Source organism: Candidatus Nitrospira nitrosa (assembly GCF_001458735.1).
GTDB lineage: Bacteria > Nitrospirota > Nitrospiria > Nitrospirales > Nitrospiraceae > Nitrospira_D > Nitrospira_D nitrosa.
This window is the reverse complement of record NZ_CZQA01000015.1, coordinates 70,001-86,960: the sequence shown is the minus strand read 5'-3', so window position 1 is coordinate 86,960 and position 16,960 is coordinate 70,001. Positions and strand designations below refer to the sequence as shown.

The following is a 16,960-nucleotide window of genomic DNA, read 5'->3' as shown; positions in this document are numbered from 1 at the left end:
GCCCATCTCGAAGGCTCCGGTCAAGAGGGCACAGCCGATCATGCCCTCCGTATCCTACAAACGGGGCGAGGTCTCCGACGACGTCTTCCCTCGCCATGGTGGTCGCGTGACTCCGTCGCATCCCGGTTGTCGTCGTCAGCAGTGTCAGCTCGGATTTGAGCCGCACCAGTCACCCATCAGGATCAAGGCGTGGGAGCGAGCCCCGTCGGGGATCCACTCCAGCCCCTGGCACCTCGTGCCCCAGACAACCGTCGGTTCCCGGCCGTGTCCAGCATACCTACGCACAGGACGTCTGGCTACCAGCGGGCTGGCGCCAACCCCATCATGGCTCACGGTCGAGGCGTCTCAGTCCCCACGCCAGTGGCGAGGGAGTTGAAGGGGGAAGACCGGGGCTAATCGGGAGTGCGAGGTGTGGCCTCAACCCCTTTGCGAGCTCCCAGCTCCCCCCAGCTCTGCCGCGCCTAGCCAAAAGCGCGGGACAGATCGAATGGCACCTGCGCACGGAGCATGTGATAGCAGGCCCGCGCCAATTTATGGGCCACGGCCTTCAGCGCCACAAGGGGATGCGTCCGTGCCTGCTTGCGCTGATAATACGTGCGAATCACGGCCTCATAGCGAATGGCGAAGTGCGCCGCCTCGATGAACGCCCAGCTTAAATACTTGTTGCCGTTCTTCGTGTTGCCAGCCCCTTTGCGTTTGCCGTTACTCACATGTTCGCTGCCGACACAGCGACAGTAGGAGGCGAAGTGTCCCACGGTCGCAAACCGCCGCAGGTCACCGGCTTCCAGGAGAATGGTGCCCGCCAAGATCGGCCCGATTCCGGGGACGGTCTGTAAGAGCACATAGCCCGGCTGAGTCCGCCCCGCTTCCCGAACCGTGCCCTCAATCGTGTGAATCTCGTGCTCCAGACATTGCAGCACAGCCAACGAACTGCTGACCGATTGCACATGTTCGGGAAATGGCACAAGTGCCTGAATGCCCTCTGGGGTGAGCTGTCGAAGCCGAGGGAGGGAGAGCCGATTGCCAGTCAGTCGTGTCAGCAGGCTTTGTAGGCTCAGCACGACCATGGTCTTGTGCCGAACCAACTGACTGCGCTTCCGCAACAAGTCCCGCACGGCCCGTTCCGCTTTGGGGTAAATGTACCCGGTAGGGAGCAAACCTAGCCGGAGTAAATGGGCTAACCACTGCGCATCGTGTTGATCGTCAACATGCTTGAGCCCACTATACTGCGGCAGGGCTGGTGCATGAGCGAGGTGGACCCGGTACCCTGCTTCCATGAGCCCGTCGACTAACCAGTACCAATTATAGGTGGACTCAACGACCACGCCCTGCAGCGTGGTCTGATACGGTGTTAAGGCCGTGAAGATCACGGCCAGGTCATTGCGGAGGCGTTTCTGATACAGCACTCGATCCGCTTCATCAATCACGACCAGCACACTATTCGTGGCATGGAGATCAATGCCCGCATAACACATCATCGCAACCTCCTCGGTTAAAGTGGATGAGCCCGTCGCGTTAGCAACGACTCTACTCTTCAAGAGAGGAGCCTTCGAGATGATTATCGGGAGTCTCGCATAGGGTGCAGCATCACGCAATGACAGAAGTGTGCGTACGGGGGCTGGCTTCCACCATCACATACCCAGCTCTTCTCGTATTCCTCTCTGCAGGAACAAGGGAGGTATTACCCTCCGGCGAAGACCGGGCGAAACCCTGCCTCGGTAAGAATACGCGCGACGGCGTCACGCTGATCGCCTTGAATCTCGATCCGTCCCTCTTTGACCGTGCCGCCTGCGCCGCAGGCTTTCTGCATCTGCTTCGCGAGGCGTTCTTTCTCCGCCTGACCAATCCCAACAAACCCTGTGACCACCGTCACGGTCTTGCCCCCGCGATGCGCCGTCTGGCGAAGGATGTCCACACGGCCACGATTCCTCTTCGGCACGTCGGAGGCCGGAGCGCTCTGGCTGCAAATAGATTGCGTTGATGAAGCACGTGGCAGTTCTGCCTGCTTCAAGGCGACGAAAGGACTTGTCCACTTGATCGGCCCACCATCGGTTGGAACGCGTTTATGTTCTTTCATAGGACAACTACTCGAAGAGAGCCTACAGGGATGAGAGGTATTCGACAAGGGGCTGAAGCTGGATCTCCAAGCCATGAGAATCGCACGCATAGCCAGTTACTGATCTTGCCCCGTATCTGCCCCCATCGTTGTTGCCATCACACTGCTTCGATGAGTCGAGAGACAGCAGGAATCACGCAGTTGTTGCACACACAGGATGTCCGTTATCGTGGTGACGTCAGATTTCGATGAAAGACATTTATCGGGAGGATGATAGATGGTCGTGGGCACTTTTATCTAGCTTGACTTCAACCATCTTTCAATACATCGGAATAATCTCAATAACTAGCTCACCTTCCTCCTCTCACTTGCCGGCACATTAGTGATAGACTACTAAGGTACCTGTCGACTTGCTGAAGGCGGCTTCAACCCACTACGCACGTTGGGATCAATTTGAATCACACTGAGCTAGCTCGACGCGTCATATCATGTCGTGTTGTCCATGCCTCTGGCTCATACTTAAGCCTACCTTCAATACGGCCGACATCATGAGTGGCAAGAACCGCCACCGACCATACTTGAGAACCACACCTCGACAAAGGGAGCCATGGTGATGAACGCACAACTCGATCAAACCTGTGTCAATACGATCCGTACCCTTTCCATGGATGCCGTGCAGCAAGCCAACTCCGGCCACCCGGGAACACCGATGGCCATGGCCCCGGTTGCCTACTGTCTCTGGCAGCGAGTCATGCGGTTCGATCCGAACGATCCGATTTGGCCGAACCGCGATCGGTTCGTGCTCTCGATGGGACATGCCTCGATGCTCCTCTACTCCCTGCTGCATCTGACGGGAGTGAAGGCGGTGAATCCTCAGTACGAACGGCTAGGCGAACTCTCCGTGCAACTGGACGACCTCAAACGATTCCGCCAGCTCAACAGCAAGTGTGCCGGACACCCGGAATACCGCTGGACCTCCGGCGTGGAGACGACGACTGGTCCGCTTGGGCAAGGCATTGCCACCAGTGTGGGAATGGCGATCGCTGCCCAGTGGCAAGGGCACTATTTCAACCGTCCAGGCTTCGACATATTCGCCTACAACGTCTACGCCCTCTGCGGCGACGGCTGCATGATGGAAGGGGTCGCTGCCGAAGCGGCCTCCTTGGCGGCGCATCTGAAACTGTCCAACCTCTGCTGGATCTACGATAATAATAAGATCACGATCGAAGGCCACACCGAGTGGGCCTTCAGCGAGGACGTGGCTACCAGATTCATCGGCTATGGATGGAACGTCACCCGAGTCGGTGACGCCAACGATCTCGACATGCTCGAACGGGCCTTGGCGACGTTCAAACAGGAAGCCGGGCGACCGACCTTGATCATCGTCGATAGCCACATCGCCTACGGTTCACCAAATAAGCAAGATACCCACGCGGCGCACGGCGAACCCCTCGGCGAGGAAGAAATCAGACTGACCAAACGGAACTACGGCTGGCCCGAACAGGAAAAGTTTCTGGTGCCGGATGGCGTCCGGGAGCATTTTCAGCAGGGCATGGGCAAGCGCGGGCACGAGGCGCGCACAGCCTGGATGGCAACGTTCGAGGAGTATCAGAAGCAATTTCCCCAACTCGCCAAGCATCTTTCCAATATGCAGCAGCGTCAACTGCCGGACGGATGGGACAAGGAGCTGCCCCTGTTCCCTCCCGACGCCAAAGGCCTGGCCGGACGCGATGCCTCTGCCAAGGTCCTCAATACCCTGGCAAAAAATGTCCCCTGGCTCTTGGGAGGCTCAGCGGATCTGGCTCCTTCCACCAAGACTCGCTTGACCTTCGAGGGGGCCGGTGATTTCACTGCGAAGGATCGCGGTGGCCGCAACCTACACTTCGGGGTCAGAGAGCATGCCATGGGCTCCGTGCTCAATGGGCTCTCCCTCTCCAAAGTGCGCCCCTACGGTTCCGGGTTCCTGATCTTCAGCGACTACAGCCGAGGTGCGATCCGATTGAGCGCGCTGATGGAAGTCCCCGTCATCCACATTTTCACGCACGATTCGATCGGGGTCGGCGAGGATGGACCGACACATCAGCCTATTGAGCAGCTCGCGTCACTGCGCGCCATTCCGAATCTCATCGTCCTGCGCCCTGCTGATGCGAACGAGGTCGCAGAAGCCTGGCGCGTCATCATGCAGTTGAAACATGAACCGGTCGCGTTGATCCTGACCAGACAAGCCCTTCCGACGATCGACCGCGCCACCCATGCCGCCGCATCCGGTGTGGCAAAAGGCGCTTATATATTAGCGGACGTTCCTGGAGGGAAACCGGACGTACTGCTGCTCGCGAGCGGCAGTGAAGTCTCGCTATGCCTGGAGGCCGCACAGCAATTGAACGCTGAAGGAATCAAGGCCCGTGTGGTGAGCATGCCCTCATGGGAACTCTTCGAACATCAACCGCAGGCCTATCGCGACAGCGTCATTCCTCCGAACGTGACGGCGCGGGTCTGTGTGGAACAGGCCTCCACGTTTGGCTGGGCACGGTATGCGGGGCTGACCGGCGAGATCATCGGCATGAAGACGTTCGGTGCATCCGCGCCCCTCAAGGAACTCCAAAAGAAATTCGGCTTCACGACGGTCAACGTCGTAGCGGCGGCAAAAGGGCAGCTTTACTGAAAAGCGAAAGCGGCCTAATGTGTCTGGAGCTATTCTCTATCTTGCTGCCACCCCTTGACCCGACACAGATTCGAGCTTCCCGAATCTGTGTCGGCAGGAATGACAGCCTAGAATCGGAACGTCTGCCCATCCCCAAGCGATAAATCCCTGCTCCACCGAGTCCAGTAGCGATTCCGGGGTCAGCTGCCCATCTCCACCAATGTCATCACTCACGGTTGGCATCGTACTACTACGCAATGCGGCTCTTGCAGTTCTTCAGGACTTCGTCCATGCTACCCAACATGAACCCGATAAACACCGTATATCACAGGCCGTCATCAGTATGGTTTTCATTCTCATTAGGAGGCCTCACCATGATACCGACTTTATCTCTGCGCACGAGCCTCATCGCGACTCTGTTGATGCTGTCCGGGTGCGGGTTGAATATATTTTCCAGTCCCAAGTCACCAGTCGTGATCGACGATATCGAAAGTCGGGTGGGAACGTTGGCCGTGAGTGCCGATCGGCGGGTGGTCCTGGTGCGGCTCGAGGAGAATGCTGCGAGTGAGGCTGGTCGATTTTGCGCGGAGCCGCCGCTCGACGTAGACCAGAATGTCACGAATGCCTTAGCAGCCATACGCGACCTCTCAACCGACAAGCTCGATGCGAGCGTGAAAGAAGAATTGACCCGCACGTTCTCGCAAATTTCTCATACCCTTGTTAAGCGCACGCAGGGTCTTCAACTGTACAGAGCGGCTATGTACAACCTCTGCCAGAACTATCTCAACCATGCCATCAAGGAAGAGACCCTCCAAGCACAGGCCACAAAAATCTTGGAGCTGTCGGTGAAGTTGATCGAACTGGAGCTCGGACGGGCCCCAGCCAAAATAAGCAAGCCCGTTCTGCATGCTCCTGCCGCAGCGCGCCGGTAGGTTTCGAACGAGAGCACAGGCCGCTCACGGACATGGTGGCTGAACTGCCTGCGTGATTAGTGGTTGTATCAGAGGGCGCCTACGGCAACTGGGTGCCGTCTGCATGAGCGTATTGCACTGGGTTGGGAAGAGCCAACGACGACGGTGGCACAGTCTCGTCCCCGTCACTTCGCCGGATGCGCAATCAGCGGCCGACCATCTGAAGATAGTTTTGATAATGCAGATTTCAGGATTACGCCGATCAGTCTGGAGTAACGGTATCTTGGTCCTAACCAAGCACTACAGATATACACCCGTGTGCCACCTATCGAGACCGCACCATCGGCAGCTCGCGTGACCCGTCTGCGGCTTGCTGGATCTGCAAACGTTCGAGGCGAGAGGCTTCAAACACATTGTGCAGCATCTCATCCGACACCTGCGTCAGCTGCGCCGCCGCATCTTTCATGTCGGCATGCTCGACCAAGCGCGACACCACCTCAGCCTTCGTCGCACCCTTCTTCTGGCCCATGAAGGGTTTGAGCAGGAGATAGAGCACATCTCGGATCGGCATATAACGAAAAAAACGACGGAGAAGCTGAAAGGTCTGACGGGGGTAATGGATAAGTTTGTAGCGAAAGAGCTTTTTGATCCCCGCCTGTCTGACGCGGTTGATTGTTTCGCCTGAGAGGCAAGTCGGATCGATTTCTGAACATTTGAAATACTTGTACCAATCTGTAGTTTCGTTGACCAACCCGCGTTTGACGTATTCCTGCCACAGAGGTGTCCCCCGATAGACGCAGAGTCGGTTGAATCCAAACGTATCAAGCGGCAGGGCCGACGCGAAGTCGAAGGTAGCTTCCATATCTTCGATCGTCTCGTCCGGATTGCCCACAGTGAAGAACCCATGTACTATTTCCACGCCGGCTTTTTTCGCGTTTTTAACGGCGGTTGTGACCTGATCCAGCGTCTGTTCCTTCTTCAACCGATCGAGAATCTTCTGACTGCCGCTTTCAATCCCGAACATCATCGCGCCGCAATTGGCCTTCGCCATGGCGGGAAACAGATGTTGGGCCACCGAATCGACACGCCCCTCGATGCCCCACCGTATTGACAGCTTCGCATCCATGATTCCGTTACAAATCGCTTCGATCCGCTTGGGCTGAAGCAAAAAGTGATCGTCGACAAACCCGACGGACTCGTAGCCGAGTGCTTCGAGATGCTTGAGCTCTGCGACTACATGCTGAGGACTACGGGCTCGCCACTTCCCCTCGTTGAAGATCGGAATGTCGCAGAAGATGCAGGGCCAGGGACATCCCCGGGACGTTTGCATCGTTGTGAACCGTCTCATGGAGAGCACGACCGGAACATCCAGTGGCATGGATTCAACATAGTCGAGTTCCAGGCTCTCGCGATCCGGAAAGGGCCACTGATCCAGGTGCCGCTCGGTGGGACGATTCGGATTCTGGACGACCTGGCCATCCTTCATCCAAGTCAGGCTTGCGACAGCTTGGGGGGTTTCCAAGTTCGCCAACAGATCGAGCAGCAACTGCTCACCGTCGCCACGACAGACAAAATCGACTTCGGGACATTGTAGTTTCACCAACGAGGCATTCAGGCTAGCAAACACCCCACCGAAGGCGAGCTTGACTTTTTGGTTGGTCGCACGAATTTCTCGCGCCAACATCTTGGCGTAGGGATAGCTCGTGGTACTGAGAAAACTAAGCCCGACGAGCACCGGTTGCTCCCGGTTGATCCGGTCAATGATGACCTGGTTCGGCGTATCGGGGTTCGCTTGATCAAAAAGCACACATTCGTGCCCTGCCTGTTTGATCACGGATGACAAGGACATGATCCCAATTGGAGGGAAGCCCATCACACGGACGTTGCCGTTCGCAGCCCGTGTCTTCGCGGGAAGTGCATAAAACTGTGGATCACGAACGTGAATGAGAAAAACGAGCAGACAAACTCCTTGATCCGATCTCGATCACACACGGAGGGAATGTTGACGGAGTGAGTGAAAGGAATTGGGAAGGAACGGGCACATCAAACGTGGTGACTGCACCGTACCATCCGCTCATTCCCCTGTCAACGCACCTTGCCCACCCGCTCACTCCATCAGTCTTGTTGATGACCATTGCACGAGGTCGAGAATCTCGACGACTTTCAGACCTACAGCATGGCAGTTAGGACGTCGGCGCCGGATCCTTATACCCGATGTAGTTTCCAGACCAGTGGGCATATCGTCGATTGACCCATGTGCGGACTTCCTCTTTCTGTAATTCTCCATACCGCTTCTGAATGACCGAACCGAACGTCGCCAAATCCCCCCGGATCTCCGTCAAATCCTCCGCAGTAATCTTTGACCAGTAATCCTTGAGCGGTGTTTTCAATTGATTCCAGAACTGCCCAAACTGTTCCTGATTCATCAAGGGCTCCTTGGTAAGAGGGTGGAAGCCTCCGATCCTCGCCGACCGCCCCCCACACTGGGACAAGCCATCGGGCGAATACGGGCGGAGACTCAGCGTAAAAGCGGCGGACACTAGAGAATCAGACGCGCGAGGAAGGGAGCGATGCGCGAGAGATAAGATAGTCGGCGTGGCTCAGTACGTGTCGCTTACCCTACAGGGCCAACCAAGGTCATGTCAATGGAGTCACGCGTGAATGCATTCATGCGTGATAAGTAACAGGCGATGTAGAGACATTCCGTGTCGGCGATGTTACAGAGTTAAGATAGGCATGCCACCACAACACTATGGGATTGCCTTGAAGGTCGAGATGTGCACAGGATGCACCTACAATTAGGGTGAAAACACCGAACTAGACAATACCATCATTTTAAGCACTGAACGCGTCGGTACTGGCTCAATGATTAGCAGTATTCGCACATTCCTAAGACTGGAGTCCGCCAGCGGCATTCTACTGATTCTTGCCGCAGCACTCGCCATGCTGTGCGCCAATACCGGCCTGAAGCATCTGTATGAGAGCCTTCTACAGATTCAGGCCGGAGTTCAGTTTGGGGAGTTCCAGATTCAGAAACCCCTTCTCCTCTGGATCAATGATGGCCTGATGGTGCTGTTTTTCTTTGTAGTCGGGATGGAGTTAAAACGGGAGCTCCTGGAGGGGGAACTCTCCGATATGGCGAATGTGAGGCTACCGGCGCTGGGCGCTCTCGGCGGGATGGTAGTTCCCGGACTCATCTATTGGTGGATCAATTATGACAATCCCGCTGGTATGGCTGGCTGGGCTATTCCTATCGCCACCGATACGGCCTTCTCCTTGGGCATTCTCTCTCTGTTGGGTCGGCGAGTTCCCCTTTCACTAAAGATATTTCTGGTCTCACTCGCAATTTTCGATGATGTCGGTGCCATTCTGATCATTGCCTTCTTTTTTTCCGCACATCTCTCCGCGACGATGATGTGGACCGCGAGCCTCTGCCTTCTGGTCCTTTTCCTTCTTAACCGGAACGGCGTGACGACCATTCCCCTCTATGCCTTGGTCGGCCTTGTGATGTGGGCTGCGGTGTTGAAGTCCGGCGTGCACGCGACTTTGGCCGGCATCCTTCTGGCAATATTTATTCCCCTCACTGACAGGAGAAACAGGACTCATTCTCCGCTTCGAACTCTGGAACAGGAACTTCACACCGCAGTGGCCTTTGTCACGTTGCCCCTGTTTGTCTTCTTCAATGCCGGAATCTCTCTGAGCGAGGTGTCCCTGGAAAGTCTCATGCACCCGGTCTCCTTGGGCATCACGCTAGGATTATTTCTCGGCAAGCCACTGGGCGTCTTTCTATTCTGCAAGGCTGGGATCCAGCTGGGGATTGCCCGTCTGCCGATGGGACTCACAGCGATCCAGCTGTGTGGCGTTGCCATCCTGTGTGGTATCGGGTTTACCATGAGTCTATTTATCGGTGCCCTCGCCTTTGAAGAACTACAGCGGCCTGCGTTGTTCGATGAACGTATTGGAATCCTCCTCGGATCGCTCCTCTCGGCGATGGCCGGATATCTGGTACTCTGGCTGACACTCGGCGCAACCTCGTCGCGAGCAGAGACAGTTGAATGAACACGAGCCTCACTCATGCCGATCCGTTCTCAGCCCCACAACTGTGGTAACCCGTCGGAAACTATCGCAATCTAAACATCTTGTTGCCTATCAAAACTTCACTCAATCATAAAGTTTGACTCCCCCACAAGGCGGCTGTTACACTTATTGTTCTTCAAATTTGCTGTCTCTCCGCGCACTCCTCGTACTCACTCTCCGTCTTCGCGCGATAGCATACTGTTCTCATACTCGTCTCATTGGATGGCATGTGCCGCCGTTCGGAGCTGAGTAGACTCAGTGTCGGCAGGACGACAGAGCCACCAGGCTCCTCCGGTTGAGGAGTCTGTCGTCGAGGCTCCTGTCCATACCCTAAGGAGTTGTCATGAGTTTCTATTCGACTCCGCGCGTTCAGAAAAAACTCAAGAAATCTACCCCTAAAAAACCGAAGATCCGGTGGCACCTCCTAGGGCTGTCTGATCCAATCCCGCGCCATAGCGCATCCTCCATTGACGTCATTCGGCAAGGAGTCGCTTCGCTAGCGAAGGAGTATCCGTTTGCGTTGCATGAGGTGGATGGGACACCAATTATGAGGCAGAAACCAAACTCTCGCCGAAGCAAGGCGCACTGAACAGGCACGCGACCATCTATACACCACTCGTCTCTTACACGCAAAATAGAGTTAGCACACCAATGTCTCTCTTTCAGACTTCCGTCCAATGGTTCGTTCAGAATCCCCTCACTGCCGTGACTGCCCTGTACATTACTGCAGTCATCAGCGTCGTCGTCTACACCTATTTTGAGATGCGAGATCAGCACTAATCTCGTGAGTACCTGCGACAGCGTTACGAGGAGAAGAATGAGCACTTGTGTCGTGTATGTGGGAGGTCTGTCAGAAGATGCGTCCGATGATCACCTCCGCGCACTATTGGAAGCGTATGGCGAGGTAGCACACGCCTCTGTCGTTCGATACAAACGCAGCAAGAAATCCGCCGGCTATGGATTCGTGCAATTGGGTTCGCGCGAAGAAGCTCTAAGAGCGGTGAAAGCGCTGGACGGAACACGGTTGATGAACAACCGTTTGCGACTCTTCGTCACAGGAGCTCTGGAGCGCTGACCATGGCGGACTCCAGTACGACCACGACTGCGGGGGATGTTGAGACAGCCTTGGGAACATGGCCATTCAAGTCATTGAGACGCAATGAGAGCACCGAAGGAACAACCCCGAGTGGAATCTCCACATCTGACTACTGAACAAGTCCTATGACGGCCTATGTCGATACGGTTTTAGAAAGCTTCAGGGCACAAGGACATGCTGTTGATGATCAGTCCACAAGATGGTGGAGTTGAAGCAGCAGTGAAGATTTTCAGGAAGATTAAATAGGCGGCAGGTCCGAGTTAGGGGATGCTCGAAATGCCCCAATGAGGCGAAATTCATCCTCTGATTGGTTCTCTGCCAATTACAACTGCCCCTATCATCCTTCTGGATAACAGCCTTCATGCGTCCCACAGCTTTTGAAGCCGTGATTCGGTCGAAATCTGGAGATGTGACAACTAGACGATCAAGAGACGACCTCACGCCAGTTCTCTCGCTCATCCTCCTGCGTGTTTTTCATTGAATTTGACAAGGGTCCGGCTGTCTCTGACTGGGACGACTCGACTTCACTACCCTACCAATCAATTCCCAAATCCGCATCCCACCCCTCTGTCATGACCGGTAGAGGTCTCGTAAGACATAGGTAGCACAAATCAAGGCTACGGCGACAAACACATTGATACCAAGATCCATGAGCTGTCGATTAAATACTAAATCTAATTCATTCATATATGAAATTTGTGATCAGTTGTTAGAATGTGTCGTCTTGACGCAATTACGCAGATCGACAGAAACGGTTTCGTCCACCCTGGCCCCTGGTTCATGAACCCATCGAGACCGTGTACGACTGTGCCTTCTGGAGTTGTTGCTATCATGATGTTTTGTGAGCCCACATCTAAAGACACGACTCCTGTGAAATCGCTATTCGCATATTCATAGCCAGACTCGATGATCGTTGTGCTTCGAATAAACGGGAGAGACTGAGAAATCAGACGCGCCGGAGTGGGGAGGGAATGCGCGAGAGATAGGGCAGCCGACGCGGCTCAGTACGTCATAGAATCACCTTGATCGCATCCGACACCAGAGTCAAGCCGTATTAGGGGTTAGAACGTATTGTGGCACCAAGATCGTCTGCGACGCATTCATGGCTTAGATTTGAACCCATCTCCATACAATCGATTCTTTGTGATGTCGACCCATTACAATGCAGTCGCAGCACCCAAAAGATTCGAATCAGGGGCAAGCTGTGCGTTGTCTTCTCAGAATCATGTGCCTACTGTCGGATGGAACGTCGGTTATTAATAGAACCAGTACCTTGAGTGAGCTTAGTAGTTCGTTTGTCTTGTCTTGTCTTGACTCGATCTATTTCTAGCCCACGAAGTGCATTCATGTTGCTCCGCTCTTTCTGACAGGTCCTGCCCCACTTGCACGGACACCTAGGCTCAGGACTCATTCAGTTTGCAGGTTTCTTCAGGCAATGATCTGTGCGTCGCTATGGCTGGAGGTGGTCATGAGTGACATGGTTTTATTGAGCAGGCAGCAGGTGAACCGGATCACGCCCTATTTCCCAGTGCCACACGGCATCCCGCGCGTAGATGACCTGCGAGTGATCAGCGGAATTATCTATGGAATCCGACATGGTCTGCAATGGAAAGACGCGCCGAAGGCCTATGGCCCGCACAAGACACTCTACAATCGGTTTGTACGGTGGAGCCGAGTGGGGATCTTTCACAAGATCTTCCGCGAGTTGTCGCGACAGTCCGGGACCAGAGACTGTCTCATGATTGACGCCACCCATCTGAAAGCCCACCGAACGGCAGCGAGTCTCTTGAGAAGGGGGCAGTCCCCCGCTGTATTGGCCGCATGAAGGGTGGCCTACATTCGAAGCTCCATGCAGTGTGCGACGACGCGGGCAAGCCGATGCACCTGTTGCTAACAGCCGAGCACACCAGCGATGACACCGGTGCGCGATGCCTGCTGCCCAGTCTTTCCAATGCCAAACATCCGATCGCCGACCGCGGCTATGATGCGGATTGGTTCGTTACCGCCCGTAAACAGCAGGGTATCACCTCATGCATTCCGCCGCGTAAGAACCGAACGACCCGGCGCCGCTACAGCACAACTCTCTACAAACAACGCCACAACACCGAGATCGTATTTGGTCGGATCAAGGATTGGCGTCGGGTTGCCATGCGCTACGATCGCTGCGCCCACACCTTCTTCTCATCGATCTGTCTCGCTGCAACCGTTATCTTTTATCTGAAAGAATGAGTCCTGAGCCTAGCGAAGGCTCATACTGAGCCAGAAGGGTGTCATGGGAGAACGACGGAGGTGTACAATCGAGTACAAGCGTGAAGCTGTGGCGATGCTCGATGCTCCAGGGGTGACCGTGCATCAGATCACGACAGAACTCGGCATCGGAGCAACTGCTTTGGGGCGATGGCGACGGAAGTTGCGTTAGGCTTCCACGCAGGCGTTTGATCTTCCCCTGATTTCGTGGACACCAAGTTATGCAACGGTCGCCCTCGCTTCATACTCAGCGGGAGGCTGAGCTCGAATTGGGGTTGGGTTAACCACGAGATCTGATTGGACGGCCGCCTGCCTTCTGTTCCTCCTCACTGAACCAGCGAGGAGGCCTGAGCTGCCTCAGGCATGAGCCACGAAGAGGGTGGAGCCACATGGCAACCACGAGATCTGTGATCGTCTCGTAGGACATGCGTGGGTACCAACGATGTTCTGGGGACAATCATTGGCCAGGGGCAGGAGCGCCTACGTCTCTTTGCCTTGATCCTGGTGGGTGACTGGTGCGACTCAGGATACGCAGTCGACACCGTAACCAGAGAACACTCAGATGCAGTGCATAGGAGTCGCTGGCGATCGTGAGAGGACATCATCGGAGTAACTACGGATGTGCAGAACCAGAGGAGAGGTGTGCCCACTTGAGCGGAGCCTTCTAATGGGCGACACCTTCTCCTTTGCCTCTTTACCATGACATACCGACGCCCATTGAGAGCGGAGCAAGATCATCATGATCGCAATACCTGCCCCCCTCTATGCCCCCACTGAGATGATGAACGTGACATGCTGGACATGTCAGAGATGTATTCGTTCCTTGTCGCGGTCCCTGGTTAGAATTTGAAGACCAGCTTCCTCAACATAATGATCGCCGTGGGAATCGCTGCTCCATACCCTGCCCATTCCGCCTGTTTCTGCCAGGCCATGTCCGCTTTTCGTTGCCGTTCTTCTTCGATCTCTTTCTGGAGCGCGGCGTTTTGTTCTTGCAACAATTCGGTCTCTTTCTTCCTCGTCTCGTTCAGCCCCTCCAACGTTTCAACATAGCTTCTCTGTTTCTCGAATATGTCCTTATACTTCGTCAACCACTCTTGCGACTCGGCAAGAAACTGCTTGTTCTGCTTGACCTCACCCAGCACTTTGATGAACTGGTCACGCGGCACCGCAACGATTTTCTCCTCAGCCTGGGCGATGGCAGGGACCAACAGTATGGCAAGCAGCAGGAAGATCATGATGTATGTTCCTCCACCTTGAGGTACCAATCGAATTGTGTTTTCCTAGTATGACGATCATTGTATTCAACATGAGCAACGTGACGATGAACGACGTTCGGCGAATGAACAGAGGTCATTGGCACTCCTTAACCGTGACATCGACTCCCAAGGTCTCCTTCGCCAGCTGTACCAAACCCGCATCCGTCTTCGTTTTCTTCTCTACGGTCTGTTTCAGTTCCTTCTTGGGAGCATTCATCGCGTCAATTGCACGCGCATAGGCAGCCAATTGTTGGTGCTGCTGCCCAAGCTCGCGTTTCTGGCTCTGGGTGAGATCTTCTTTTTCTTTGATAATCTCCTGAAGGCGTTGAATCTGTTGTTGGAGCTGTTGGTTCTCTGTATTGAGTTCGCCGTTGGTTTGATGCAAGTGGCTATTCTCTTGATTGAGTGTGAAATTAGCTTCGTGAAGCTCGCCATTCTCTCGATTGAGAATAAAATTGGCGTTGTGAAGATTGCCATTCTCTTGATTGAGTTTGTAATTAGATTTGTGAAGCTGGCCATATTGACCATTGAGCAGATCATACTGAGCGTTGAGCTGGTCATTCTCCGCAATGAGCTCGAGATTCTTCTGCTCCAGCACCACCTGGAACCCAGCTACCGGGGCGACGTCGATTGCGGCTTCGACCGGCTCAGGCGCAAATGCGTTCGTCTCGTTCTTCAGGTTCGATATTACGGCCTGCCCAATGAAGAAGAGGACCACCGCAGCGGCGAGGCTATAGCTCCAGGCATGGGATTTAAGATGATTCAGCATGCATCACCCTCTTTGAACCTAATTCTCTGCCGACTGCCACCAATTCCAATTGCTGAAACGCATAACACCCCGTAACCACCAGCGAGATTATGCCAGCAAAGTCTTTTCCCTTGCTCAGATCATCTTTCTGCACGTCTTGGAACGAACAATGGAACTCCTCTTTCCGATGGCCTCATTATTATTCTCCTAATCTTCTTTTTACGTCAAGAGTGTCGAGTAGGTTTTGTACGCACTACAGCAATTATGCTTATTGCTGTTTAATAATCACCACTTACGTACGAACGTTTCTCATGAGAGGACAAAATGTTACAGATGATGACCTACAGGACTTGAAACAGGTACGGTGCCACGCGATGTGGCTCGTCTAATGATCGCATAATCCAGCATTGCACGATTGGCTATGAGGCCCTTTGTCATTCCCCCTGAGTTCTTACGGGAATCATCGACGTGCGAATACTTGAATCCCCCACTCTTGCGCCGCAGTCGTAGACACAGGCGCGGCATGGCTGATTTTCTTTGCCACCGTGTCAGGTTCCTCTTCTAGTAACGGCTTTGATGACCCACTACTGATCTTCCCCCAATTTTGTGGACACTAAGTTACGCGACTGCAGTCCTCGCTTCGTACTCGGTCGGGGAGTCATAGCCGAGGATCGAGTGCCGACGCGTCCGATTGTAGAACACCTCGATGTATTCGAAGATGTCCTGTTTCGCTTCCGCTCGTGTGGCATAGTGCAGATGGGTACACGAGTTCCCACTTCAATGTTCCGAAGAAGCTCTCGACACAGGCGCTGTCTCAGCAATTGCCGGTGCGGCTCATGCTGGCCGTGATGCCATCCATGGTGAGCAACTGCTGGTAGGATCTTGCCGCATCCTGGGCGGATCGTCTTGCTACTCATGCGATCCTCCGATTGCATCATTCTCCTCCTTCGTGAGGTGTCTGCACAATCGGGGGAAGGTCACTTCATCACTCTATCGGAATTGTCGTGGCCGGATAAACCCCATTGCCTTTCTACTGGACGCTACGCCAAGTCCAAAAAGAAAAGGCCCGCTGATCTTTCGATCAGCGGGCCTCCGTTGTAACCCGGCAGCGTCCTACTTTCCCACAGCCTCGCGGCGGCAGTAACATCGGCCTTGGAGGGCTTAACTTCCGTGTTCGGTATGGGAACGGGTGGGGCCCCTCCGGTATGGCCACCGGGAACATTCATACTGAATATGTCTTGCGTGAAGGCTAGAAGTGAGAGACGAAAAGCTTTACACGCTTTCGGATATCACTTTGTACGTTTCACGACGCGCACTGTGCGATGCGCGAGACCATGTCTATCAGGAGCAAAGGATGTTAAACCGCACGACCGATTAGTACTGGTTAGCTACAGCGCTCACACGCCTTCCACACCCAGCCTATCAAACTCGTAGTCTACGAGTGGTCTTTAGGTAGCATACGCTACGGGAGAGCTTATCTTGAGGCACGCTTCTCGCTTAGATGCTTTCAGCGATTATCGCTACCGGACATAGCTACCCGGCACTGCCGTTGGCACGACAACCGGCACACTAGCGGTCCGTCCTTCACAGTCCTCTCGTACTAGTGAAAGCCCCTCTCAACTCTCCTGCGCCCACAACAGATAGGGACCGAACTGTCTCACGACGTTCTGAACCCAACTCTCGTACCGCTTTAATAGGCGAACAGCCTAACCCTTGGGACCAGCTTCAGCCCCAGGATGCGATGAGTCGACATCGAGGTGCCAAACCTCCCCGTCGATGTGAACTCTTGGGGGAGATCAGCCTGTTATCCCCGGCGTACCTTTTATCCGTTGAGCGATGGCCCTTCCACACAGAACCACCGGATCACTAAGTCCGACTTTCGTCTCTGCTCGAGCTGTCGCTCTCGCAGTCAAGCTCCCTTATGCCTT

General features: G+C 54.5%; 13 protein-coding genes, 2 rRNA genes and 1 pseudogene (1 of these 16 only partly in view). 7 read left to right on the top strand and 9 right to left on the bottom strand.

Going from position 1 to position 16,960, the window contains the following annotated elements:
- Nucleotides 1–461: 461 nt before the first annotated feature.
- Together COMA1_RS20505 and COMA1_RS20500 are read right to left on the bottom strand one after the other, a co-directional pair.
- Nucleotides 462–1,478, bottom strand: coding sequence for an IS110 family RNA-guided transposase (locus COMA1_RS20505; protein WP_090742717.1), 1,017 nt, complete (start codon nt 1,476–1,478; stop codon nt 462–464).
- A 203-nt stretch (nt 1,479–1,681) separates the two neighbouring features.
- The gene (locus tag COMA1_RS20500; protein WP_090751389.1) at nt 1,682–2,077 is read right to left on the bottom strand and encodes a translation initiation factor; all 396 of its coding nucleotides are present in this window, start codon (nt 2,075–2,077) and stop codon (nt 1,682–1,684) included.
- 592 nt (nt 2,078–2,669) lie between these two features.
- On the opposite strand from COMA1_RS20500, the gene tkt reads away from it, so the two are divergent.
- Together tkt and COMA1_RS20490 are read left to right on the top strand one after the other, a co-directional pair.
- The gene (tkt, locus tag COMA1_RS20495) at nt 2,670–4,718 is read left to right on the top strand and encodes a transketolase (protein ID WP_090751396.1); all 2,049 of its coding nucleotides are present in this window, start codon (nt 2,670–2,672) and stop codon (nt 4,716–4,718) included.
- A 353-nt stretch (nt 4,719–5,071) separates the two neighbouring features.
- Nucleotides 5,072–5,629 (top strand): hypothetical protein, encoded by a 558-nt coding sequence (locus COMA1_RS20490; RefSeq protein ID WP_090751388.1) that lies wholly within the window; start codon nt 5,072–5,074, stop codon nt 5,627–5,629.
- 304 nt (nt 5,630–5,933) lie between these two features.
- On the opposite strand, the gene COMA1_RS20485 is transcribed toward COMA1_RS20490, so the two are convergent.
- Together COMA1_RS20485 and COMA1_RS20480 are read right to left on the bottom strand one after the other, a co-directional pair.
- Entirely contained in the window at nt 5,934–7,481 is a 1,548-nt protein-coding gene (locus COMA1_RS20485) for a B12-binding domain-containing radical SAM protein (protein ID WP_245631176.1), read from the bottom strand.
- Between the two features lie 310 nt (nt 7,482–7,791).
- On the bottom strand, nt 7,792–8,034 hold the full coding sequence (locus tag COMA1_RS20480) for a CsbD family protein (RefSeq protein ID WP_090751386.1): 243 nt from the start codon (nt 8,032–8,034) through the stop codon (nt 7,792–7,794).
- A 439-nt stretch (nt 8,035–8,473) separates the two neighbouring features.
- On the opposite strand from COMA1_RS20480, the gene nhaA reads away from it, so the two are divergent.
- The 5 genes from nhaA to COMA1_RS22265 all read left to right on the top strand — a co-directional run bounded on the left by nhaA (nt 8,474) and on the right by COMA1_RS22265 (nt 13,200).
- Nucleotides 8,474–9,667, top strand: coding sequence for a Na+/H+ antiporter NhaA (nhaA, locus tag COMA1_RS20475; RefSeq protein ID WP_090751385.1), 1,194 nt, complete (start codon nt 8,474–8,476; stop codon nt 9,665–9,667).
- Nucleotides 9,668–10,028: 361 nt separating this feature from the next.
- Nucleotides 10,029–10,274, top strand: coding sequence for a hypothetical protein (locus COMA1_RS20470; protein ID WP_090751384.1), 246 nt, complete (start codon nt 10,029–10,031; stop codon nt 10,272–10,274).
- Between the two features lie 228 nt (nt 10,275–10,502).
- Nucleotides 10,503–10,760 carry an RNA recognition motif domain-containing protein gene (locus COMA1_RS20465; protein ID WP_090751383.1) on the top strand — a complete coding sequence of 86 codons (258 nt, stop codon included), beginning with the start codon at nt 10,503–10,505 and terminating at the stop codon, nt 10,758–10,760.
- A 1,489-nt stretch (nt 10,761–12,249) separates the two neighbouring features.
- A protein-coding gene (locus tag COMA1_RS20460; protein ID WP_090751395.1) for an IS5 family transposase occupies nt 12,250–13,010 on the top strand; the annotation gives its coding sequence in 2 pieces (ribosomal slippage) (nt 12,250–12,580 and nt 12,580–13,010; 762 coding nt in all).
- A gap of 43 nt (nt 13,011–13,053) precedes the next feature.
- On the top strand, nt 13,054–13,200 hold the full coding sequence (locus COMA1_RS22265; RefSeq protein ID WP_090751382.1) for a transposase: 147 nt from the start codon (nt 13,054–13,056) through the stop codon (nt 13,198–13,200).
- A gap of 667 nt (nt 13,201–13,867) precedes the next feature.
- Here the strand turns inward: COMA1_RS22265 and COMA1_RS20450 are convergent.
- From COMA1_RS20450 to COMA1_RS20430, 5 genes and pseudogenes are all read right to left on the bottom strand, one after another.
- The gene (locus tag COMA1_RS20450; RefSeq protein ID WP_090751381.1) at nt 13,868–14,263 is read right to left on the bottom strand and encodes a hypothetical protein; all 396 of its coding nucleotides are present in this window, start codon (nt 14,261–14,263) and stop codon (nt 13,868–13,870) included.
- A gap of 115 nt (nt 14,264–14,378) precedes the next feature.
- Entirely contained in the window at nt 14,379–15,053 is a 675-nt protein-coding gene (locus COMA1_RS20445; RefSeq protein WP_090751380.1) for a hypothetical protein, read from the bottom strand.
- Between the two features lie 597 nt (nt 15,054–15,650).
- Nucleotides 15,651–15,936, bottom strand: a pseudogene (locus COMA1_RS21725) (IS3 family transposase); the annotation flags it as partial.
- A gap of 196 nt (nt 15,937–16,132) precedes the next feature.
- Nucleotides 16,133–16,249: ribosomal RNA gene (rrf, locus tag COMA1_RS20435) — 5S ribosomal RNA — on the bottom strand.
- Nucleotides 16,250–16,385: 136 nt separating this feature from the next.
- Nucleotides 16,386–16,960 (bottom strand): 23S ribosomal RNA (locus COMA1_RS20430); it runs 2,432 nt beyond the window's last position.